Source organism: Paenibacillus sp. GYB003 (genome assembly GCF_036577625.1).
Taxonomy (GTDB): Bacteria; Bacillota; Bacilli; order Paenibacillales; family NBRC-103111; genus Paenibacillus_AB.
Map to the genome: position 1 here is coordinate 41,052 of NZ_JARBDC010000085.1, position 22,960 is coordinate 64,011.

The 22,960-nt window shown below is 57.4% G+C and carries 13 protein-coding genes, 1 pseudogene and 1 riboswitch; of the genes and pseudogenes, 13 read left to right on the plus strand and 1 reads right to left on the minus strand.

Translation table 11 applies throughout. The annotated features are described in order from the left end of the window. Positions 1–35 precede the first annotated feature (35 nt). Positions 36–121: riboswitch (cyclic di-GMP riboswitch) on the plus strand. 13 nt (positions 122–134) lie between these two features. The 5 genes from PV407_RS27015 to PV407_RS27035 all read left to right on the plus strand — a co-directional run bounded on the left by PV407_RS27015 (position 135) and on the right by PV407_RS27035 (position 9,405). After that, complete coding sequence (locus PV407_RS27015; RefSeq protein WP_332093109.1) at positions 135–935, plus strand: transglutaminase-like domain-containing protein; 801 nt, start codon at positions 135–137, stop codon at positions 933–935. A gap of 255 nt (positions 936–1,190) precedes the next feature. Further along, positions 1,191–5,042 (plus strand): collagen binding domain-containing protein, encoded by a 3,852-nt coding sequence (locus PV407_RS27020; RefSeq protein ID WP_332093110.1) that lies wholly within the window; start codon positions 1,191–1,193, stop codon positions 5,040–5,042. Positions 5,043–5,129: 87 nt separating this feature from the next. Beyond that, on the plus strand, positions 5,130–5,861 hold the full coding sequence (locus tag PV407_RS27025) for a class D sortase (RefSeq protein WP_332093111.1): 732 nt from the start codon (positions 5,130–5,132) through the stop codon (positions 5,859–5,861). 157 nt (positions 5,862–6,018) lie between these two features. Next, positions 6,019–6,813: an RNA polymerase sigma factor gene (locus PV407_RS27030; RefSeq protein WP_332093112.1), complete on the plus strand. Its 795-nt coding sequence runs from the start codon at positions 6,019–6,021 to the stop codon at positions 6,811–6,813. 786 nt (positions 6,814–7,599) lie between these two features. Beyond that, positions 7,600–9,405: a hypothetical protein gene (locus PV407_RS27035; protein ID WP_332093113.1), complete on the plus strand. Its 1,806-nt coding sequence runs from the start codon at positions 7,600–7,602 to the stop codon at positions 9,403–9,405. Positions 9,406–9,575: 170 nt separating this feature from the next. Here the strand turns inward: PV407_RS27035 and PV407_RS27040 are convergent, their stop codons facing one another. Then, positions 9,576–11,000 (minus strand): extracellular solute-binding protein, encoded by a 1,425-nt coding sequence (locus PV407_RS27040; RefSeq protein WP_332093114.1) that lies wholly within the window; start codon positions 10,998–11,000, stop codon positions 9,576–9,578. 355 nt (positions 11,001–11,355) lie between these two features. Between PV407_RS27040 and PV407_RS27045 the strand changes: the two genes are divergently transcribed. The 8 genes and pseudogenes from PV407_RS27045 (at position 11,356) to PV407_RS27080 (ending at position 22,827) form a co-directional block, all read left to right on the plus strand. After that, positions 11,356–12,654: an ABC transporter substrate-binding protein gene (locus PV407_RS27045; protein ID WP_332093115.1), complete on the plus strand. Its 1,299-nt coding sequence runs from the start codon at positions 11,356–11,358 to the stop codon at positions 12,652–12,654. A gap of 20 nt (positions 12,655–12,674) precedes the next feature. Then, positions 12,675–14,942, plus strand: a complete 2,268-nt coding sequence (locus PV407_RS27050; protein ID WP_332093116.1) for a hypothetical protein — start codon at positions 12,675–12,677, stop codon at positions 14,940–14,942. A 171-nt stretch (positions 14,943–15,113) separates the two neighbouring features. Next, a complete protein-coding gene (locus tag PV407_RS27055) occupies positions 15,114–15,497 on the plus strand; it encodes a hypothetical protein (RefSeq protein WP_332093117.1) in 384 nt (127 codons plus the stop codon). A 312-nt stretch (positions 15,498–15,809) separates the two neighbouring features. After that, a pseudogene (locus tag PV407_RS27060) lies at positions 15,810–15,977 on the plus strand (DUF2935 domain-containing protein); the annotation flags it as partial. 503 nt (positions 15,978–16,480) lie between these two features. Next, positions 16,481–17,320 (plus strand): AraC family transcriptional regulator, encoded by an 840-nt coding sequence (locus tag PV407_RS27065; RefSeq protein ID WP_332093118.1) that lies wholly within the window; start codon positions 16,481–16,483, stop codon positions 17,318–17,320. A gap of 64 nt (positions 17,321–17,384) precedes the next feature. Then, a complete protein-coding gene (locus PV407_RS27070; protein ID WP_332093119.1) occupies positions 17,385–19,643 on the plus strand; it encodes an FAD-dependent oxidoreductase in 2,259 nt (752 codons plus the stop codon). 77 nt (positions 19,644–19,720) lie between these two features. Continuing rightward, positions 19,721–21,052 (plus strand): ABC transporter substrate-binding protein, encoded by a 1,332-nt coding sequence (locus PV407_RS27075; RefSeq protein WP_332093120.1) that lies wholly within the window; start codon positions 19,721–19,723, stop codon positions 21,050–21,052. A 35-nt stretch (positions 21,053–21,087) separates the two neighbouring features. After that, positions 21,088–22,827 carry a glycosyl hydrolase family 28-related protein gene (locus tag PV407_RS27080; protein ID WP_332093121.1) on the plus strand — a complete coding sequence of 580 codons (1,740 nt, stop codon included), beginning with the start codon at positions 21,088–21,090 and terminating at the stop codon, positions 22,825–22,827. The last annotated feature ends 133 nt before the right edge of the window (positions 22,828–22,960 follow it).

The window sequence follows — 22,960 nt, forward strand, 5'->3', positions numbered from 1 at the left end:
CGGACAATCCCCCGCTCCGAATCGGTGAAACTCTAATACGATAATGGCAAACTTGTCGAAAGGCAAGGACGCAAAGCTACAGGGCCTTCTGACGACCGTCAATGGCAGCCTGGCCGCCGAAGGGAGTTTTATACATGCGCAACGTTTTGCTTGCCGTTGTCGCAATGTTCGCGCTTCTATGGTGCGCGCCGATCGTACAAGCGGTGCAATCGGACGATTGGCTCGGCTTGGAGCGCGTGAACGACGGCATCGTCACGATCCGGTACGACGTAAATGCCGATGTCAAAACGAAGCTGATGATCGCGAAGGAGCAAACTAAATATACGTACCGGCTGCCGCCGGACAAAAGAGAGCAATCGTTTCCGCTGCAGATGGGCAACGGCGATTATACGATTTCCGTCCTCGAACAAGTCGGCGGCACCAAGTACAAAGTGGTGCGGGAAGCAACGGTAAAGCTCGAGCTCGCGCAAGCCGAAGACGTTTACTTGAATTCCGTGCAAAACGTCGAATGGAGCGAAACGAGCCGCGCCGTTCAAATTGCGAAGGAATTGACAAAAACGTCCGCCACCGATTCGGAAAAAGTGCAGGCCGTATACGAATACGTGATCGGAACGATCCGGTACGACGACGCGCTCGCTTCCTCCGATCTCGCGGATTATATCCCCGATATCGACCGAACGATTGCGGAAGGAAAAGATATATGCTACGGCTACGCTTCGCTGTTCGCCGCCATGCTGAGGAGCGTTGATATTCCGGCGAAGCTGGTCATGGGAACGTCGGAATACGTCGAAGCGTATCATGCGTGGAACGAAGTGTATTTGAACGGTGCATGGGTCACCGTCGATACGACGGTCGATGCCGGCTGGAAAGGAAGCGGCACGGCTTTCGAGATGGTCAAAGACGCCGGCCGGTATGCGGCGGTCAAATATTATTAACCATAAGATCAACGTCAGCCTTGGACATCGCGTCCAAGGCTTATTCCAGTTTGTTCAGAAAATGTATAGTTTCTGGGGGTATACTGCAAGAAGCCCAGCTTGATCGGTGACGGAAAAACGGAAGCCGGGTCGTGCGCCAGAAGTGAGAAGCGGAGGTGAATGATCGAAAGCTCCTTGTCGGCACGCCAATCGTACGAGGCGATGCCCGTTATGCGCACGATAGATTAGGGTGATGGGGAGACCGATGGAGAAACTATGAAGAAGAAAACAAGTGGAATCGTTTTTGCGCTGCTGCTGCTGGTTCAGACGGTGTTCGGCGCTTCCGTCTGGGGGAACGCCGGCGCGTCGGAAAGCGTGCAACAATCCGTTTACGGGCAAGTCACGAATGCCGTTTATGCGCCTGCAGCGCCTGCAAAGCCTGCGGCGAATTCCGGGAGCATTTTGACCCGGGTCGTGCTGACCGACCAGAACGGCACCGTGATCGACGCCGTATACAATCCGGACAGCACGCTGGACATAGGAGCGGCCGTCAATCTGGCTTACGAATGGACGCTTCCGAACGGTCACGGCTACAAAGAAGGAAGCACGTTCGCGTTCGAGCTGCCGCCGCAGTTTGACATTTTTACGGACATCGACGAACCGCTCGTTTCCGGCCAGGATACGGTCGGACGGTTTACGGTAAGCCGGGACGGCAAAGTCGTCATTACATTCAACGAGTATGTGGAGACTCATTCGAACGTAAGCGGCAAGCTGGAAATTCGCACGGAATTTAAGGAAGAAATCGTCAAAGGCAGCACGGAGGTCGTTATCGCCGTGCCGGTAAACGGCGGCGTCCAAACCGTCATCGTTCACCTGAAGCCTCCGGGCGGAAAGCCGATCGACAAGCAAGGGCAGCAAAATCCGAGCGACAAAAACCGGATCGACTGGAACATCCAGATCAACAAATCGCTGGACAAGATCAAGCGGGCGGTCGTCACCGACACGCTGCCGGCCGGATTGGAATTGATTGCGGACTCGATTGAGGTTTATCAATTGCAGGTGAACGGAGACGGTACGACCGTGCCCGGCAATCCGGTCGAGAAAGGCGCTTATACGGTCGAAACGAGCGGAAGCGGGTTTAAGCTGGCGTTCCGCGACGAGACGATCGGCAAAGCTTACGGAGTGCGCTTTGCGACGCGCATTGCGGGCGAGCAAACGAAATTCGTCAACACGGCCGTGCTGTCGGGCGAAGGCATGACGGATGCGAAAACGACCGCAGAGGTAACCGTGCAGCGCGGCGAATTTTTGGCCAAATCGTACAAGGCCGACTCGACAACCGGGATCGTAACGTGGACGGTCAAATACAACTTCAGCGAGCGTAAAGTGCCGAAGGAAAAGGCCGTTATAACGGACCAATTCAGCGCCGTACACGAGTGGATTCCCGATTCGCTCAAGGTGTACAAAGGAGCGACGACGGAGCAGGTTCCTGCGTCCGAATACTCGGCAACCGCGACGGGGAACGGGTTTACGCTGCAGTTCAACAAAGATGTCGATTCGGCGTATACGATCGAATACAAAACGAAGCCGATCGATCGCACGGCTGCCGAAGGGAAAAAAGTGACGAACAAGGTCGTTTCGGACGGAGAATTCAAGGAAGTGACGACCTCGACCCAAAGAAGCCGCGTCCTGCGGAAGGAAAACGGAGCCGCGGATTATAAAAACAAAACGACGACGTGGCTCATTACAATCAACGGCGACAAAAATCCGGACGATAACGGCAAGTACAGCATGGACAACGTCGTTGTCACGGACACGTTCCCGAACGCCGGACTCGAGTTCATTCCGGAGTCGGTCATCGTCAAGGCGGACGGGAAGCAGGTCAAGGACGGCTACAAGGTCGTTTCCGCGGATCCCCGCAGCGGCTTCGTCATCGAATTCACCGGTACCATAAACAAAACGTATACGGTGGAGTATAAAACGAAGTTCAATGTCGGCTGGAAGACGGATAAAAACAAAGACTTTTTGAACAAAGCTTCCGTGACGTGGACCGAAAACGGCAAGCCGCAAGGACCGGTCGACAGGGATGCGAGCTTCGCCGCCGACGACTATACGAAAAACAACGGCGGCAAAGACGGCACGTACGATCCGGTCAACAAAGAAATCACGTGGAACGTCAAGCTGAACTACAATCTCGATCCGATCGCGCAGGCGAAAGTGACGGACGCGTTGAAGCAAGGCCAAACGGTTGTGCCGAATTCGGTGCGGGTGTACGAGATGACGTTGACGGGATCGAAGAACGGCGTCGAGAAAGGCGCGGAACTGCCGGCCGACCGATACGAAGCGACCGTGCAGCCTACGGCCGACGGCCATGAGCTGACCGTCCTTTTCAAGGACGATCCGTTTGCGAAGCCGTACTGGATCACGTTCAAGACGACGCTGAAAGGCTCTCTGATCGAGTCCGAAATCAAGAATACCGCCAAATTGATGAGCGGAGGCCAAACGGCGGCGACATGGGGAGCCAGCGTAACGGTGCCGCACGGCGGTACGTACGTGACGAAAAAAGGCGCGCAAAACAATAATAAAATCGATTGGACGGTTCGGATCAACGAGGGCCAATCGCATATTTCGAACGCCGCCATCATCGACCATCCGAGCCCCAACCAAGTATTGATCGAAAGCTCGTTCCGCTTGTACGCTACCCGGATCGACGCAAGCGGTCATGCGGAAAAGGCCGAGCTGCTGACGAGGGACCGCGACTATACGCTGAACATTTCGACGCTTTCGGGCGATCGGGAAACGTTCGAGCTGCGCTTTACGAACGACATTTCCTCGGCTTATATTTTGGAATACCAGTCGTTCATCAACGCCGCGGACAAAGAGGAAGTGCGAAATACGGTCGCGCTTGAAGGGGACCGGCTGACGACGGAAGTTCGGGAAACGTTCGACAAGATTATCGTGCGCACGTCTTCCGGCTCGGGTTCGGGCGGCGGCGTGACGGGCAATCTGGAAGTAACGAAGGTCGATAAGGACGATCCGTCCAAGCCGCTGGCGGGAGCGAAGTTCGCGCTCTACGACAAGGCGGAGAAGCGTGCGCCGATCGTGCAGACGACGGACGCGAACGGCAAGCTGCTGTTTACGAAGCTGCTTTACGACGACTACATTTTGGAGGAGCTGACCGCTCCCGAGGGCTACGCGATCGACGAGGCGAAGCAAACCGTTACGATCGACTCGAGCTCGACGAGCCAGGCGAATACGAAGAAGATTACCGTAACGAACCGCAAGAAAGCTCCTGTCGATCCCGTCGTTCCGACCGGCAGTCTGGAAGTGACGAAGGTGGATAAGGACGATCCGTCCAAGCTGCTTGCGGGAGCGAAGTTCAAGCTTTCCGACAAAGCCGGCGCGCGTGCGCCGCTCGAGCAAACGACGAATGCGGAAGGGAAGCTGACGTTCGCCAAATTGCCTTACGGCGACTACGTGCTGGAGGAGCTGGAGGCTCCGGCGGGGTACGTCGCGGGCGAGACGAAGCATGACGTGACGATCGGTTCCGCTTCGGCACAAGACGGGAACGTCGTGAAAATCGTCGTAACGAACGCGAAAAAATCGGATCCGGGCAACCCGGGCAACCCTGGCAACCCTGGTAACCCTGGTAACCCTGGTAACCCTGGTAACCCTGGCAATCCAGGAAACCCTGGCAATCCGGTAGACCCTGAAGATCCGGTCGAACCGGTCGATCCGGGCAACCCGACGACTCCGGGAACGGTCAATCCGAACGTCCCCGCCGATCCGCAGCAGCCTGGAACAACGCCGTCCAAGCCGGATAAGCCGGACGGCGTAGTGGATGTGCCGGATGAAGACGTTCCGTTGGGCGGAGTTCCCAAGGACCCGCAGACGGATAATCCGGGAACGCCGACGGAAGTTCCGGGAACGCCGAAGGACGATACGGGAACGCCGACCGTCGACATCGAAGACGAGGACACTCCGCTCGGCGGCGTCGATCCGAAGCCGGAAATCCCGGTCGCGACGCTTCCGAAGACCGGCGAATCGAGCCCGTATCCGTATTATGCGATGGGCCTCGCGCTGATCGGACTCGGCGTCTGGCTGGGCCGCAAGCGGATGAAAACGAAATAAGAACCGCAAGCGCGGCTCCCCTTGACCTTTTTCCGGGCAGGGGAGCCGTTCAACGTTTCGGAATCGCAGACGGAAAGGGGGGCGCTCGTGCGCTTTATATCGTACGCATTGATATTGCTCGGGATTGCGGCGATGGCCGCGCCCAAGCTGATGGAATGGCGGGCGGACCGGGAGCTGGACGCGCTGCTGCGGGAAGCGGAACGGCATGAAGCGGCGGCTGCGCCGCTCGCCGATACGGCTGCGATCGACGGCTATTTGCGCGTATCCCGCTTGCTCGGGGAGGAGAGCGGAAATCCGGAGGAGGCGGCTGATGCTGCGGCGAACGGCACTACCGCCGCCGACGCGACGGCCCCTGCGGCCGCGGCGCAGGATGCCGTCGCCGCCGAAGCGGATGCGGCGGGAAGCGAAGCGAAACGGCCGCCGCAGCCGCAGCCGATCGCAACGATCGAAATCGCCTCGATCGGCGTGAAGCTTCCGGTGCTGGAAGGCGCGACGGAGGCCAATATGGCGCATTCGGCCGCGCATATGTCGGAGACGGCGCCGCTCGGCGAGATCGGCAATGCGGCCATAGCCGCCCATCGGGCGCGAACGAAAGGCAGGCTGTTCAATCGTCTCGACGAAGTGGCCGAGGGCGACGAAATCGTCATACGGTCGGAAGGCCGCAAGTACGTATACACCGTCTTCAAGCGTTTTGTCGTCGAGCCGGACGACGTGTCGGTTTTAAACAAAATCGGCGACGAGAAGCTGCTGACGTTGATCACATGCGATCCGGTCGTGAACGCGACCCATCGTCTCATCGTCCAGGCGAGGATGGAATAGCCGGCCGATCGGACCGGAGCGGCTCCGGGACGCCGGGGCCAATCGGCCGCGATACGGTCGCCGCGAATATAAACGCGGAAGGAATACGGCCCGATACGGCGAATAAACGACTAGCTGGATAACACCATGCGTACGTATCGGGAGGGGTCGGCGGTCGATGGACAACAGTCGCAATAACGGGCGGACGCCGGCAGGCGACCTGGAGTCGATGAGGCTGCCGCTGCTGCGGTTTTGCTTGAAGCTGACCGGAACGAAATGGGAAGCCGAGGACCTCGTGCAGGATACGATCGTGCGGCTGCTCCATGCGCTGGAGGCAAAGCCCGGGCGGGACATCGGGCTTCGCTATGCGTACCGGACGGCGCGCCATTTATGGATCGACCGGTACCGGCGGTCGAAGCGGGTCGGCGTCATGGCGCAGGCCGACGCGGCGGAGCTTGCGGGCGATGACGGCGGCTCCCACGCCGGCGGGAAGACCCGCCGGGCGATGCAGCCCGCGGGCTCGTCCCATGCGGCGATGGACGCGCGCGAGCATTTGGAGGAGCTGGCGTGGCGGCTGTCGCCGAAGCCGTTCGTCATTTTGCTGCTCATGGACGTGTTCGACTTCACGGCGAAGGAGACGGCCGCCTGGCTGGGCGGCACGGAGGCAGCCGTGCAGGCGGCGCTGTCGCGGGCGCGCGCCCGGCTCAAGTCGCTCAGCCGCACGATGCATGCGGACGGGCGCGCTCCGGGCAAGCGCGAGCATGCCGCCGACCCGGATCGGGCCGGGGCGTCGCCGGCTTTTTTCGAGGCGGTGCTCGACGCGTTCCGGCGCCGTCATCCGGCCGCCATACAGCAAGCGTACTTGTCGCTTGCGGAATCGGGAGGCCGGCTGCGGCGAATTCGCGCGCAGGGCGGCCGGCTTTTTTTCACGTTACAGGATCCCGACGGCAACGTTTTGATGGTGTCGACTTGAGGAGCGGGCGTTTGAAGAACGCGCGGCCAGGTCCGACCGCCACGAATGCGTCGAGTACGTCGAGTAAGTCGAGACGGCTGGCGCAAAGGTAGTGGCATATACGGTCCGGCCGCGAAGCGAAAGCCGCTTTGACACATTTCGATCTGCAAAGGCAGGTCCGGTGTCGAAGCGGCTTTTTCGTTGCGGAGGCCCGATGATGCGAGCAAGGATGCGAGGATCGATTGTGCAAATACGGCTAACGAATCATGGGATCGTTATTGGTTCCCTTACGGGGGTTTGAAATTGTAACGAACCCCACAATCGTTATGGTCGGCAAATCTCATCGTTTCGTGCAGTTTTCGGCGCGATAAGGCTACTACGGTTCGTAACAAATATCGGAGCGGCCATTTCCCCGCTTTTAAGCATTGGACGATTCGTTAGCAATCGACGTGCGTCCGACGGCCGCCGAGCCGAGAGATTCGGGAGGCTATCGATCCCCGTTTCGTTGTGTTAGGACGGTTCAAGCGGAAAACTTGCCGATAAGCGACTCCAAGACTGAAGTTGTCCGGATTTAATGTAATATTGTTGACAATACAACCGACTTCCCCTATGCTAACGGTAACGGCCCGAAGGCGCAGAGTAAGTATGCGGCTGGCTGCCCGCGACGTCGCATGCTCCGCCGGCGACCGTTTCCGTATAACGGGCGCCGGGAGCCTCGCGCCGCGCGGAAGTATGGTCCTTTGCATGTATTGGTCGCACAACGGTATCATTGGCTGAAACGAATGAACGATGGACGGGGGCGTTGCAATGAAAAGATATTTGCAGGCGGAATGCCGCTGCGCGTATCCGGAGGCGGAGCAGGCGGCGCGGATCGCGGCCGAACGAATCGGCGAGATGGAGATCGAGACGGGCGAAACGCGGCGACTCCGATTGACGTTCGAGGAGCGCGAGACGGAAGGGGTTGTGCTGGAGGTGACCGCTCCGCTCGAGGCGACGATCGGCGCGAAGCGGAGAAGAGACTTTATCGCCGGGGTCGGCGAGCTGCTGCGCCGCCTGCTTGCCGCCGCCGATGAAGCATCCGCGGCCGACGGAGCGGGGGACGCCGGGGATGCGGCGGGCGCCGCGTTCGCGGCGGGCGCTTCCTCCGCCGGCGAAGGCGGCTTCGCCGATTCCGCGGCCGTTTTTCCCGGGCTGCGGACCGGGGTTTGCGAATTCGTCCCGGCGGTGAAGGATCGCGTCCACTATATGCCCGGCCATTTCGGCAATTCGTTCGAGGTGTGCTGGAGCGGGGAAATGAAACGGTATTTGGAGGATTTGGCGTTGTCCGGGGCGAGCGGCTACGGGGATTGGTTCGATCCGAACGACATGCCGGACCCGTACAATCCGCACGTATACCACAGCTCGTCGATGTTTTTGTGGCGGCGCAAAAAAGAATGGCTCGCTTACAGCCAGCTGCTCGGCTTGGACAACGTCCTCGTCGTCACGCCGAACGTCGGATATACGGACCAAATGCGTCCCGAATGGGTCGGCGTGCGCAACCATAGCCTGCGGGTGCAGGGACAGGTGCTTTGCCCGTCGAATCCGGCCGCCCGCGAGACGATACTCGGCAACCAGCGGCGGTTGTTCGACGATTTGCGGCGGTCCGGCATCCGGTTGAGCAAAATCGTCTGCGCTCCGTACGACGACGGCGGATGCGCCTGCGCGAACTGCCAGCCGTACTATCCGACCTTTTTGCGGCTGGTGGAAGACGTGTACCGGACGATCCGGCCGTTTTATCCGGAGCTGAAGGTCGATATTTGCGGCTGGTGGACGACGGAGGAGGAAGGCGCACTGCTTCGCGAATTCGCGGGCGGTCCGGCGAAAGCTTGGTTCGGCTCGTTCCAGTTCAGCGCGACGTACGGCGTGTTCGCCTTGCCGGACGACGTCCGTTCGCGGGTCGGCGGCATGAGCCTGGGCTGCTTCCTGCACATCGGCTTCTCGAACGACCGCAGGGACGTTTATACGAAGACGGGCGTACACAGCGCCTCGCGGCGCATCCAGTCCGTGCTGCGTTCGTTCGCCGCGGCGGACTGCCGCGGCTTCATGACGTACAACGAGTCGTTCGGCGACCATTTCAATGCGTTCGCGGCCGGATTGCTGGGGTGGAACCCGCACCGGGACGTGCGGGAAATCGCCGAATTTTACGGCCGACTGCTGTTTCGCGTCCGCGGCGAGGCGCTTCGCAAGCTCGTCCGCGTCCTGCTGGAGATGGAAATGCTGGACGGCGCGAAAGCCGCCGAATGGGCGGAAACGCTGAAAAGCGTCGAGCCCGACGTACGGACGCACCGGTGGCAGCGCTGGGCGTTCGGGCACATTTTGCTGAAGGCGGAACTGATGCGGCTGGACGCGGAAATCGAACGGACGATGCCGGCGTCGTTCGAGGCGGCGCTTCCGGCGATGCGGGAGCGGCTCGACTTGACCGAACGGCTGTGGCGGGACATGTACGGCTTCGGCGTGCTGCGCCACATACTCATACCGGAGCGGATGCTGCCGGACTGGTACGCCGTTTATCGCGACAGGGTCGGGGAGGCGGAGGGCGGCATCCGCAGCGGCGCGATGGCCGACGAAGCTTGATTTTTTGCGGCCCTGTCGAAAACGGGCGCGAGTGACCGCCGCCGCCGCCGCTTCCCGCAGGTCGATTCATTTTCGTCAACCGACGGCCGCCGCCGCAAGGACCAAAAACGCACGGATCGTTTGAGATCCGTGCGTTTTTTACGTATAGCCGTGCCTCCATTCCGGGCCGATCAAGAGTGGACGTGACGCGCCGAGGGAGCGGAGGCGATGGCTTCGATTTTTTCGCAAAGGGTCCTCTCGTCGATCAGGTCGGTCCAGTAATCTTTCAGCGTTTCATGCAGCGGCCGAATGGCGCCGGAAGGCAGGCGCAAGTCCGCAAATTTGCGAAAGCTCGGAATGATGTCGCGATACAGCTGAAACCGGGACGGCCGGTTGACCGTTTCGTCCTCCGGGTCGACGATCGCTTCCGCAGCCGGCTTCAGAGCCGGAATGCTTAACGTATGCTCGCGGACAAGCCGCTGGGCGCGAGGCGAGCATAAATAATCGGCGAAGCATTCGGCTTCCGCCCGGTGCTTGGAACGCTTGTTGACGGCGATTCCGGTCGCCGACACGAGCGTACGCGGAGCGCGGATATAAGGAACGGACGAAATATCGTAATCGAGGCCGGACGAGGCGAACCGGTTGAGCGATTCGTAGCCGGTCATAATCATCGACGTACGCTCCTGCAAAAACAACGTCCCGACATCGTTGTCGGAGCCGTATAACGGGTCCGGGAAAATGGCCGGGTTGCGGATAATCGTTTTGCACAGACGTATGCCTTCCAGCCACGCTTCGCCGACCCGATCATCGGCGCCGCCCGTTTCCCCGCGGTCTCCGCTCTGCAGCAAAAACACCGGCCAACGCTCGTCGAGCTGCACCTGAAAATGCAGGCCGTACCGCTGTCCGGGAACGGAAAGCTTCGCCGCGTTCGCGACGGCGTCCTCCCAAGTCCAGCCGGCATCCGGCTCCGTTAATCCGGCCTCCAGGAAATGCCGCCGGTTGTAGGCCAGCACGAGCGGGGAAAAGACGAAAGGCTGCGCGTACGGAACGCCGCCGTCCGCGAACAAGTCGCGGAGAAACGAATATTGGTGCGGGGCGCCCTCGCGCTCCGCGAGCGAAGACACATATCCCGCATCGGCGATTTCCCGAAAATGCCGGTCCTTCACCGTAAAAACGTCGATCAGCCCGTTGTGCAGGCACGGCAGCAGCGTGTCCGAAAACTGCGTAGAGGAGTGAAAAGCGACGACCTCGACGCGGATCGACGGATATTGTTCGTGAAAGTCGTCGACCAGTTTGGACAAAATCAGCTGCTTCTCATAGTTCGAATAGCAGCCCATCATCAGCGTTGCGGCCGGGGGAGCGGACTTCCGGATAGCGGGCGCGGTAACGAGGCTGCCCACCCGCGGTATTTTCTCGATCAGCCCTTCGGCAATGAGCCGCTCGAGTCCTTTGCGCACCGTTTTGTTGCTGAGCCGGTACTGTTTGGCGAGCGTTTTTTCGGGCGGGAGATACGTCCCGTTTGGATAGGCGCCCGAGGCGATCCCTTCGCGCAGCTGCTCGAGCATGTCGTTCAGACGGGTTTGAAACGTTCTTCTGCCGGATTCCGTTGAGCTCATAGCCGTCTCCAATCTCGTTATGGTTGCGATCCCCGATAAAGCGTCATGTTGAACTAATAGTAGCAAATCGAAAGGGCTATTGTACAGCACATAGGTTCCTCAACGGGCATTCGCGGCGACAAGGTTATGGAGGGGAGGGATTCCGCCGGGCGCCTTGCAAGCCGAAAGCCGCATCCGGGACGAAAATTGGCGATTGACACGTTTCCGAATCCCGATTTATGATAAATGTACATCAAGGGGAACCAAAACGAATTGCATGATGAAGAAGGCTTATTCGATGTGAAGGAGGATGTTGCCGACAAAAATTGAGTTTTGTTAGGAATCAACGGGAATCAAAATCGAAGGGGAGATGCACATGCGGTTTCGTTCATGGGCTGCGACGGTAGCGGCCGGGATTATGTGCGCATCGGTTGCGAGCGGCTGCAGTAAAAGCGCCGGCACGGAAAAGACGGGGACGGAGGACGCGGATCAAGGAACGGAGCCCGCGCATCTGGTTATCCATTCGATGAGCGGCTGGACGGAGGAGGCGTTCAACGAACGGTTCGGCGACGCGATCCGGAAAAAGTTTCCCATGCATACGTTTACGTACATCCAGTCCGCCAAAGGGTCGACGTATCCCGATTTGATCGCCGCCGGGCAGCAGATCGACATCGTTTGGGAATCGATCGGGCTGTTCCCGCGGGGGCCGCTTCCATACAAGCTGCAGTACGACATGACGGAGCGGATCAAGCTGCACCAGATCGATACGAGCCGGATCGAGCCGACCTTGATCGCTGCCATCAAGGAAATGTCGGGGGGCGGCATGTATGCGCTCCCGGTTATTAACAATACGGTCATGCTGTATTACAACAAAGACCTGTTCGATACATTCGGAGTCGCCTATCCGAAAAACGGCATGACGTGGGACGAAGCGCTTGCCTTGAACGAACGGTTGACCCGAAGCGACGGCGCGGTCCAATATGCGGGACTGGGCCTCGGCCATTTTTTCGCGACGAACTCGTTTTCGCTGCCTTATGTCGATCCGAAGACGGAAAAGCCGACGATCGCAAACGCGGAATGGAAAGCGCTTTACCAGATCTACATGCGAATGGCGGAGCCGCAAGGGTTTAAAGACAAAATGAGGCAAACGGGCAAAATTCCGGACGTCGCTTCGTTCGTGAAACATAAAGATACGGCCATGCTGGCCGCCCTGGCCAACACCCACATGAACCAGGATATGTCGGGCCTGAATTGGGATGCCGTCCCGTTTCCCGTATTCAAAGAAAAGCCGAACACCGGACCGCAGTCGTATCCGACTTATTTCGGCGTAACCGCCACGAGCCAGCATAAGGAGCAGGCGATGGAAACGATCAAGTTTTTGCTGTCGGACGAATATCAGATGGAGGCGTCGCGTAAAGGGGTGCTGCCGGTCGTGAAAAGCGATGCGGTCAAAGAAGCGTTCGCCAAAGATACGCCGTTCGCCGGGAAAAACGTAAAAGCTGCCTTCTACGATAACTTCGCCCCGGTTTCGCCGAGAACGATTTATGACGGAGAGGTGGAGAAAGCGTACAACGCGGAGCTCGTCAAGCTGATGCTCGGCGAGGTCGATCTGAACACGCTGCTGCGAAATGCGGAAGAGGCGGCGGGCAAAGCGATCGCGGAGCTTAAAAAGTAATGCGGGAGGAGTTCGTTTCGATGAAGCAAGCCGATACGGAGACGTACGTCAAGCTGCTGGAAAGATGGGTAAAGGGCGCCGAGCCTTACATATACGCATGTCCGGATCGGCCGGAGCTGGCCTGCTACGGAACGGGCGAAAACGGCTGGGGCGTGCAGACGAACCAGAAAGCGTTCGCCGCGTTCGGCATAGCGGCGACGAGCCCGCTGTTCGACGAACGGCGCGCCGGCGTCAGCCGGGATACCGTCCTCGACATCGCCTTGAAGCTGCTGCGGTTTTCCCTCCATACGCATAAGGAAGGGACGTATCCGTGTACGGACGGCGGCTCGTGGGGGCATACGTGGATCAGCGTTCTCGGCACGGAACGGATGATGCACGCCGTTCAAGCGATCGAGCCGCATTTGACGGACGACGATCGGTCGCTGCTGCGCTCGGTCATGCTGTCGGAAAGCGAATGGCTGCTGGACCGGTACGACGTCGCGGCCGGACTGTACGCCAAGGACGGAACCAACAGGCCGGAGAGCAATTTGTGGAACGGCGTCTTTCTGCACCGCACGGCGGCGATGTACCCGGACGCCCCGCGAGCGGAAGCTTTCCGGGAGAAGGGCAGCACGTTTCTCGTCAACTCGATTTCGGTGCCGGAGGATGCGGAATGCGGCGAAATGGTGGACGGCAAACAAGTGTCGGACCGTTTCGTCGGCGCCAATTTTTTTCCTTCCTTCGGCTTGAACCACCACGGCTACTTGAATGTCGGCTATATGGTCATCTGCCTGTCCAACATGGCGATGTATCACTTCGCTTGCCGCAGCGCCGGATTCAACCCGCCGGAATCGTTGTACCGGCACGGCCGCGAATTGTGGGAGCTCGTCAAATTGTGCACGTTTCCCGACGGCAGGCTGCTGCGGATCGGGGGCGATACGCGGGTCCGCTATACGTACTGCCAAGACTATGTCATTCCGGTTTGGCTCATGATGGCGGACTTGGCGGGCGATGCGGACGGTCTCCGATTCGAGAGCGGCTGGCTGGCGCAAATCGCCGCGGAAATGGACGCGAGCGGCGACGGGACGTTTTTATCGCATCGGTGCCGGGCGCTGCGGCAGCAATCGCCGCTGTACTACACCCGTTTGGAATCGGACCGGGCGTGCGCGCTGTCGATGGGGCTGGCCTGGCGCGACCTCGCGCTTCGGCGGATGGGCGGCGGGACGGCGCAGGCTGCGGCATCCGCCGCGTCTCCCGCGCGAATTCGTTCGGCGGGCGCGTGGCGGGACGAATACCATGGCGCCTACTTGCACCGGAGCGAACGGCGAATCGCTTCCTGGGTGTGGGATTCGGCGGAAAAGCCGCAGGGGCTGTGCCTGCCTCCCGACGCGAGCGATATGGCGGAATGGCGGGAAAACATGGCCGGGCGATTGCAGGGCCTCGGCCGCTCCGAAGCCCGGCTGCAGCGGCATGACGGCCGAGCCTTCGAAGGCGGCTTTCTCACATGGGGGAGCACGGTCGTCCAGACGGGCGATCTGCTTGCGGAAGGACAAAAGGACGAAAAAACGGCGGAATGCCGGTATGCCGTGGCGGCGCTGCCCGACGATGTCCATATGATCGTGCTGCACCAGGCGAAAGCTTTGAAGCGAAGAACGTACGTCGGTTCCGTCAAAGGGCTGCATCTGCTTATCCCGAACGATGTGTTCAACGGCAGCAGACGCACGTATTACAGCGAGAGCGGCACGCGGACCGTCGCGGGCGCAGGCGGCAAAGCGGAAACCGTCCGAACCGGCTCGCGCTGGCTGAACGCGGACGACCGGCTCGGCGTAATCGCCGCGTACGGTACGGACGAAATCGCGATCGTTCGCCCGGGCAGGCGCCAAATCGGATTGAAGGACAGCGCCAAAACGGCGGGCCTCGAACGCACGCTGTACGCCGACGAGATTTGCGGCCCGTGCAAGCTGGAAACGCAGTCGTTCGAGGAAGGTCGGCCGATGCTCGATACCGGCTATGTCATCCAGTCCGGCGAAACGAAAGAAAGTACGGCACGCTATGCGACGGACCGCTTGCTGCTGTCCGTCGTCCGCGCTCCTTCCGCCGATTTGCGGGGAGTCCGGCTGAGAGGAGCGGACGGCCGCGATTATATGTTGACGGCGAATTTCGGCGATATCCGGCACATTTGGCGCATCGCGCTGCCCGGGAACGGGATCGACGTCGCGACGGGAGAGCGGGTGAAGCCCGGTTCGGCCGGCGAATGGGAGCTGGAGCTTGCGCCGGGCGCCGCGCGGCTGCTTCGGATCGTGCCGTAACGATCCGCTGGCGGTTCGCGGACGGTTCGCGGGGGACGATCAACTCGCATAGGAAAAACGTCTCTTCTATTGTAAGACTTTGGAAGCAAAATGCGCCATAACGATTGCGCTCCGTAAGCGCTTGATGGAATAATGGAATGGAAAACGCTACGTCGAAGGGGCGGATCGGGCATGAGCCAAACGGCGTTCATCCTGCTTGCGATCGGCGCTTTGTCGCTTGCGACGGCTTCCGTTACGTTATATAAAACGATAGCGATGCTGAAGGAGCAAAGAGCGGAATATCGGGAGCGCAAGACGATTTTGGCCGAAGGAACGCCGGCCAAAGCGGTCGTTAACTCCATCAGGCAAACGGCGGCGAGCATGAACGGACAACCGGAAGTCGTACTGGACGTGACGATTGCGAAACCGGACGGCGGAACGGTGGACGCGGTTTTCCAGACGTTCGTTCCGATCGTGCATATACCGGGTTTTCAGAAGGGGTGCACGATCGACGTGAAATATGCGATGCGGGACCGACGGCTGGTCGTCGAGGCGGTCGACGCGTATTTGCCGTAACGGGAAAGAACTTTGGTGATAATGGATATAGACGAGGATGTACAAGGAGGCTGTGCCGAATGGCGCGGCTTTTTGTTTTTTTGGGACTTCGATCAAGTGCGAAGGCGGTTTTTTCTTTTATTTGGAAGTGTTAGACGCTCTCGGCACCCGGCGATCCGGGGCGATTGCCAATGAATCGACCGATGCTTATTGGCGGGAAAACGATCGTTTTTTCAGGCTAACAGTACATAATACGATTTGACATGGGTATTTTTCCCACTGGGAAGGGGATGCCGTGTCAAACAGTTTTGTCGTTCGCTCCTTGGGATTTCAAAAAAAAACGCCCGTGAATTAATCGAAGCGTGCCGGATAAAAAGTATCTTTCATCCACTGCTTGCCGACCACGTTTTCCGTGAAGCTGAAAGATTCTTTCTTCATTATTTGTTTTTTTTATTGAGTTATGCAGCCTTTCGGCTGCTTCTACAGCAAAGGTATAATTAACTCTAAGGGGGGGCAGATGTATGTTACGGCAAGTATTGTCGTTGGAGTCAGTGGAATCTGAAAAGAGGCGATTTGCGCCGAATAAGATCTCCTCAGTCCGTTACATTCGTGCCTAGCCTCAGCACATCGCACCGCTGGCGTTTTTCATCAGTAGCTCCGGCCCCGGCTCCTTTGTTCTCCGCCCAACTGCCCGCCCAACCGCAGGGGAGGCGCTATGGCACAACGGAGGGAACGTCGGTGTAACCAAAAAACCGTCTGGAACAAATTCCGGACGGTCTTTTTGAACGTTACGTTTAACTACGCTAAAGCATGAGAGCGGCAAAAAACTTTCTGAACCGCGAAAAGCTGCTTCTTAAGTGCTCGGATGTACTTCATCGAAAAGGCTTCGATAAGAAGATGAATGATACGAACTAAAACAGGTTCGTTTTTTACCCTAAGAGGTTCTTTCTCTTCCTTCCTGTCATTTTCAGACTGACCTATAATGAAAGCGGAGTGAATGCCGAATGAAAGTAGAAGAGTTTCTGTGGGACGTGACGGTCGATGTTTTCGGCGCATGGCTGCATAATTTCCCGGATAATTGGTTCTTTACGGACCGGAAAAATCCGCACTTTCGATTATGGGTGCTGCTCCAAGGAAATATTGTGGCCGATTGCCGCGGCGAACGCTATCAGGTAAGGGCCGGGGACGTCGTACTGTGGCCGGCGGCGGAAAGCGTTCATTTCGCAAACAAGGGCGGCGGGGAGATTCAACTGCTAAGCGTTCTGTTTACGCTTCAAAGCAGGACAGGATTTCGCTATCAGGATTTGCCGGGAGTGCCGATCTTTCTATCCGGCCTCGATATGCCGTTAGTGGAGGCGGGGATGCGGGCGATCGCCAAGGAAATGGGGGGGAGGAAGCTCGGCTACAAGATGAGCGCGAACGGCAAGCTGCAGGAGATGCTCGTACATATACTGCGAGCAGGAAATTACCGGAAACCGAAAAAAGCCGAGAAGTGGATCGACGCCGGCCATAAATCGTATTTGCTCGGACAAATCGTCAGTTTGCTGCAAGAGCAGCCCGCTCGTTTTCCGACGACCCAAGAAATGGCGGAAATTGTATCGGTCAGCGAAGTGCATTTGCGAAGGCTGTTCCAGAAGGTGTACATGATCTCGCCGAATCGATTTGTCCGCCAGTTCAAAATTCGCGAGAGCATTCATTTGCTGCGGGATACGTCTTTATCGATTTCGGAAATCGCTTACAGTCTAGGATTTGAAAGTCCAAATTATTTTTCAAAAGTGTTTCACCAGGAAACCGGATGCAGCCCTTCGGATTTCCGACGTTTGCTTCGGGATCGCGAGTTGTGATCAAACGGCTTGATACGAGACGAACATAACGAACATAACGAACGGGAAACGGAGTGCAGATCGAATGAGAATCAAAGAAGAGCATTACGAGCTTGTTGTATGCGGGGGAGGACTGGCCGGCATATGCGCGGCCGTGTCGGCGGCCCGTCACGGTGCCCGGACTTGTCTTGTCCAGGATCGCCCCGTCCTTGGTGGCAACAGTTCCTCGGAGATCAGGGTTCAACCGCAGGGTGCGGCTAATTTCCATGCATATGCAAAGGAAACCGGCATTATTTCCGAGCTGCTGATCGAGGAAAGGGCGGTGAATCACGAAGAGATTTGGACGAACAGCGTATGGGACATGATTTTGTACGATACGGTCATGCGGACTCCCGGCTTGACACTGCATATGAATACGTCCATCGTCGATGCCGTATTGGCGGAAGATGGCTCGATCCGCTCCGTTGTCGGACGGGTGGCTCATGCCGAGACGGAGCTGATTCTTCATGCGAAGCTGTTTATCGATTGTACCGGAGATGGAATTGTGGCCGATATGGCGGACTGCAGCTGGAGGATGGGCAGCGAAGGCCGCGCCGAGTTCGGGGAGCGGCATGCACCGGAGCAACCGAGTTCGGACGTGATGGGAAGCTCGATCTATTTCCGAGCGGTCGACACGGGCCGGCCGGCGCCATATCGGCCGCCGGAATGGGCCTATTCGTATGACGACGCTTCATTTTTTTATAACAAAGGAAGGATTCCGAATCCGAGCAACGGCTATTGGTGGATCGAACTGGGCGTTCCCTGGCATACGATTCACGAAGCCGAGACGATTCGCCACGAGTTGACTCGGCACTTGCTCGGCATTTGGGATTGGGTCAAAAACAAAGATCCGTTGCTGAAGGACAAAGCTTCGAATTATGCGCTGGATTGGATCGGCCAAGTGCCGGGGAAAAGGGAAAGCCGTCGTATTATCGGCGAATTCATGCTGACCGAGAACGATTTGAGTGACGGTGCCGTGTTTGCGGACGAGGTTGCTTTCGGCGGATGGTTTATCGATCTGCATGGTCCCGGCGGGTTGCTTGCCGAAGTCAGCGAGCCGACGGCGGTGGAGGGACACGATCATGCCGACCATGTTACCAAAAGCTACATCGGGCCGTTCAGTCTGCCACTGCGAACGCTTATCTCCAGAGATTGCGAGAACCTGCTGATGGCCGGTCGCAACATAAGTGTCACACATGTCGCATTGGGGGCCGTGCGAGTAATGGGGACGACGGCTTTGATGGGACAAGCGGCGGGAACCGCGGCGGCGGTAGCTTTGCGACGGGGGATGGCGATCAAGAAAGCGGCCGCAGAGGCGATAGTCGAAATACAGCAGACGCTGCTGCGTGACGGCTGTTTCCTGCTGGGCTGTCGGAATGAAGATCCGGCGGATTTGGCCAGAATGGCATGGATCACAGCCAGCAGCGAAGCAATGTTTTCCGGGATGGCGCCGGATACGGAGGAGGACGCGGGTCGCATCGACACGAAGCGTGACCTGTTACAAGAGCGGAGAGGCCAATGGATTGCGGTGGACGGGACGGCACTGGAACAAGTAGCCGTGTGCATCAGCAATTTAAGCGGCAAAGAGCAGCTGTTGCGGGCGTGTTTGGTACCCGTCGATCATATTTGGGACTACGCGACAAACCAGCGTTCAGCCGTAGCGGAGACGGAGCTGTGCGTACCTCCGGGCGTACGACAATGGATCGGCTGGCCAGTCGGTCTTCCAGACGGCTGGACGAGAGAAGGCTACGTCCGACTCGATCTCGAGGCCAATCCATATTTGATCTGGCACAGGGCGGCCGGGATGGAGCCGGGGTTCGTCAGCGGTGTCGATCGGGGAAACGGTCGGATGCGCCATTATAGAACAGGTATCGGGATGTCGCTTCGCGTCGAACCCGCGCAGCGTTGCTACCGTGCGGAGCATGTTATCAGCGGTGTGACTCGGCCTTACCGGTCGACGAACCTGTGGCGTTCCTCCCCCGAGCGGCTTTTGCCCCAATGGCTTGAACTCGAATGGGCGGAGCCGGTGACCATCGGCAGCATCGAGCTAACGTTTCCCGGTCAGTTACTTCAAGATTTTCGCTTTTATCCGATTGGCCACAAAGATCCGCAATGCCCGAAAGACTACCGCATTTGGGCCTGGCAGAACGGAGAATGGCTGCTGCTGTTGCAAATCCGGGACAATTACCAGCGTTTGCGCAAACATCCGCTGCAAGCCGAAACGACAAAAATCAAAATCGAAATCGAAGCGACAAACGGGGCGCCAACGGCAGAAATATACGAGGTTCGCTGCTATGGGAGTTGAGCCATACCGGAAGCGTCTTCGGCCGGAACAATCCGGGACCGTTTACTTGTTGATCACAACGTAAGGAGATTGGTAACATGCATACTTCAAAAGTGACCATTGCAACGGCGTTTGTTTTACTCGCATCACTTCTTTCGGGATGTGGTGCCGGCGATACCGCCGTCGATAAAGAGGCAGCGAACAAGGAGGACGAGAAAACGACGGTCGTAAGTGTAGAACCGGCGACACTGACCTTTTTCAACCTGGCGGGCATCGGTGATCTTACGTTTGAAACGCTGATTGAAGCGCCGATCAAGAAAAAATACCCGAATATTGCGCTGAAGATGATCAAAAACGTAAAAGGATCCACGCTTGAAGATTTGCTGGCGGCCGGGACGCCGCCGGATCTCATCCACGCCGGCACGTCGCAACTGCAGACGATAATCGACGCCGGACTGCAATACGATATGACAGAGCTGATCAAACGTCATCGATTCGATTTATCCATTTTCGAGGACGGCGTCATGGAGTCTGTCCGGAAAATGGCCCCCAAAGGGGAAATTTACGGTCTGCCGGCCAATAACAATACGCCATTGCTGTATTACAACAAAGATATTTTTGATCAGATGGGCGTTTCATACCCGAAGGACGGCATGACGTGGGACGAAGCGCTGGAGCTTTCCAAAAAAGTAACCCGCTCCATTGGCGGTGTGCAGTACATGGGGATGCAAATGAGCCATAGCTTCCTGCTGGATGCCAATCCGCTTTCCTTGAGGATTTTGGATCCGGTGACGGATATGCCGCTGCAAAACGCAGAGAAATGGAAATCGCTTTTTGAAAATTGGAAGCGTTTCTATGAGGTGCCTGGCAATCAGTTGGACGATAAAAGCTTCCATAACGGTCAAAACGACTTTATGAAGACGCGCAATGTGGCGATGTATGTGGCCAACAATCTGGTTATTGCGATCGAGCAAGCGAATGACCCAAGCTTTAATTGGGACATGGTGAGCATGCCGACTTTCAAGGAAGCGCCAGGCATGGCAACACAAATGATCGCACCGCTGTTCATGATCTCACCCACGGTCAAAAACAAGGATCTCGCTTTTCGGGTTGTGGCGGAGATGTTTACGGAAAGCGTTCAGAAGGAAAGTGCTCTGACCGGCCGGCCGACTCTGATGAAAAACGAAAAGATCAAGAAGGAGATCGGCCGAGACTTGAATGCGCTCAAAGGGAAAAACACGAACGCTTTCACCATAAACAAACTCGCACCAACTCCGGTCTTTTCCAAATATGAGGCGAAGGTGAGACCGATTTTGAACAAAGCTTACAAGCAGGCCGTCTTGGGACAAAAAGACGCGAATACCGCACTGCGCGAAGCCGAGGAGGAAATGAAGGCGGTCGTAGAGGCGGAAAAGCAAAAAAGAAAGTAGAAGGGACGAACTACAGCCGATGAGGAGGAACGGGTATGAAGGACCACCAAGGAAAAGAAGCAGAGCATTCGCTCAGGCAACATCCACTCGTAACGAACCATATGGATGGATCGTATGCTGCGGGAGAGAGTTGCACAAGGGACGCTGCAGCGGTAAAAACATCGCACAGCGCCATTGACCGAAAAGTCAGCCGCAGAAAGATGCTCGCCGCTCTCGGTTTGTCTACGGTCGCGTTAGCTTCGGGTGGACTTGTGAGCAGGTCCGAAGCGTTAAGCGGCAAACGGTCCGTTACCGGAGCAACCTATGGCGGAGGCGTTGATCCGGTTCCCGATGCGGATCAAGTGCCGTACCGTTATGCCGCCGGACAACCGCAGCACACGGTTGGCGACAAATTAAGGGAGTTCGTCAGTGTCATGGATTTTGGCGCCGTGGGCGACGGGGTAGCCGACGACACTCAAGCGATTCAAACGGCAATTTCAAGCTTTAATGATATGCCGGGAATCGTTCATTTCCCCAATCCGGGGGCGGAGTATGTCGTAACGGCTCCCCTGCAGATCGGAAAAGGACTGACGTTCGCTGGCGAATCGCGGATTGCAACACGCATCAAATATACAGGTCCGGCTGGGACAGGCTTGTTTGAGAGCAGGAGTGACGATTGGCCGTTCGAAGTCGTCTTTGAAAGGCTGCATTTGATCGGGAACGGGGTGGACGGGAACGGGAACGTAAGCCGGAACGGCACGAACCACGGCATATACATCGGTGACGAGGCTTCGACACAGTTGATCAATAACCCGTGGGTGCGAATTCGCGATTGCCGGCTGGAAGGCTTCAAGAGGGCGATTTATTTGGAAGGCTACGGTCATTCTATTGACGACACCTATATACGGCTGTGCGATACGGGAATCGCGCTCGTTCACCCCGAGCAAACAAGCGCGATGAACAGTTGGGTCGAATACTGCAACATCGGTGTCGATATCAATCCTGACTACAAATATAACAAGGCGGGACACCGTCTAACATGGATCGGCGGAGCCATTCAGCGCAACAACATTGGATTAATCGCCCGCAATTTTTACGATTTGCGCATTCAGACGTATTGCGAGCTGAACGTAACGAACGATATTGTACTGGGTGTTGCCGATGCGGGAGGGTATAAAAAAGGGGTTTTCGGCGCTATTGTCGATATGAACTCCGCCTCTAACGTAACCGACGCCCATATCAAGCTGGAACATGCTCAGGATATTGAATGCCAGGTGTCTTTTTTTGGAACGATGTCCAGCGTGCCACACATCAAGGCAGACGGATACTCGAAATATATCGCCATCACCTACGACGCGGAAAAAATCAGGTCCTCCAATCCGTGGAGCTTCTCGGGATATTCCGTCCGGTCCACTCTGATCAAAACCAAGCACAACAAGCAGGAGTATTTGTCATGGCTCGCCTTTGAGAATATATTCAAGGACAACGGGACGGAATTTGCCCGCTTCAAGACCAATTACGTGCAGACCAGGCTGGCGCTGGAATTCGAACTGAAACAAGCCAACTTCAACATATCCTCCAATAGCTCAAGTGCCGGTTTCAATCTTTACGACAAGCGAACCGACTTGACCAAATGGGCGTACTGCTACCCGGGCGGCAATTTTACAATGACCCAATCCGACTTCGAGACGGAAGCAGCTGGAAAAGGGCTTATCGTAAAATCCCCGAATGGGACCAAGTACCGCATAGGTGTTGACGATAACGGCGCGATCACGGCGACACAGCTAATTTTTTAATTTTAATCCCTCAGCTCGTTCAATCGGGAAGCCCAAGCGAATCACCGGCTTATGGCGCAAGCGCCCAAGACCCGGCAGATTCCATCGGGCTTCTTGTCGTCTTTTGCGTTCCGATTAGGCAGAGTTGACGATA

What these genes read in the sequence shown, in the direction of transcription:
- PV407_RS27015 (WP_332093109.1), top strand. Translation starts at nt 135, where the DNA reads ATGCGCAACGTTTTGCTTGCCGTTGTCGCAATGTTCGCGCTTCTATGG.
- PV407_RS27075 (WP_332093120.1), top strand. Translation starts at nt 19,721, where the DNA reads ATGCATACTTCAAAAGTGACCATTGCAACGGCGTTTGTTTTACTCGCA.
- PV407_RS27080 (WP_332093121.1), top strand. Translation starts at nt 21,088, where the DNA reads ATGAAGGACCACCAAGGAAAAGAAGCAGAGCATTCGCTCAGGCAACAT.
- PV407_RS27035 (WP_332093113.1), top strand. Translation starts at nt 7,600, where the DNA reads ATGAAAAGATATTTGCAGGCGGAATGCCGCTGCGCGTATCCGGAGGCG.
- PV407_RS27020 (WP_332093110.1), top strand. Translation starts at nt 1,191, where the DNA reads ATGAAGAAGAAAACAAGTGGAATCGTTTTTGCGCTGCTGCTGCTGGTT.
- PV407_RS27065 (WP_332093118.1), top strand. Translation starts at nt 16,481, where the DNA reads ATGAAAGTAGAAGAGTTTCTGTGGGACGTGACGGTCGATGTTTTCGGC.
- PV407_RS27045 (WP_332093115.1), top strand. Translation starts at nt 11,356, where the DNA reads ATGCGGTTTCGTTCATGGGCTGCGACGGTAGCGGCCGGGATTATGTGC.
- PV407_RS27040 (WP_332093114.1), bottom strand. Translation starts at nt 11,000, where the DNA reads ATGAGCTCAACGGAATCCGGCAGAAGAACGTTTCAAACCCGTCTGAAC.
- PV407_RS27050 (WP_332093116.1), top strand. Translation starts at nt 12,675, where the DNA reads ATGAAGCAAGCCGATACGGAGACGTACGTCAAGCTGCTGGAAAGATGG.
- PV407_RS27070 (WP_332093119.1), top strand. Translation starts at nt 17,385, where the DNA reads ATGAGAATCAAAGAAGAGCATTACGAGCTTGTTGTATGCGGGGGAGGA.
- PV407_RS27030 (WP_332093112.1), top strand. Translation starts at nt 6,019, where the DNA reads ATGGACAACAGTCGCAATAACGGGCGGACGCCGGCAGGCGACCTGGAG.
- PV407_RS27055 (WP_332093117.1), top strand. Translation starts at nt 15,114, where the DNA reads ATGAGCCAAACGGCGTTCATCCTGCTTGCGATCGGCGCTTTGTCGCTT.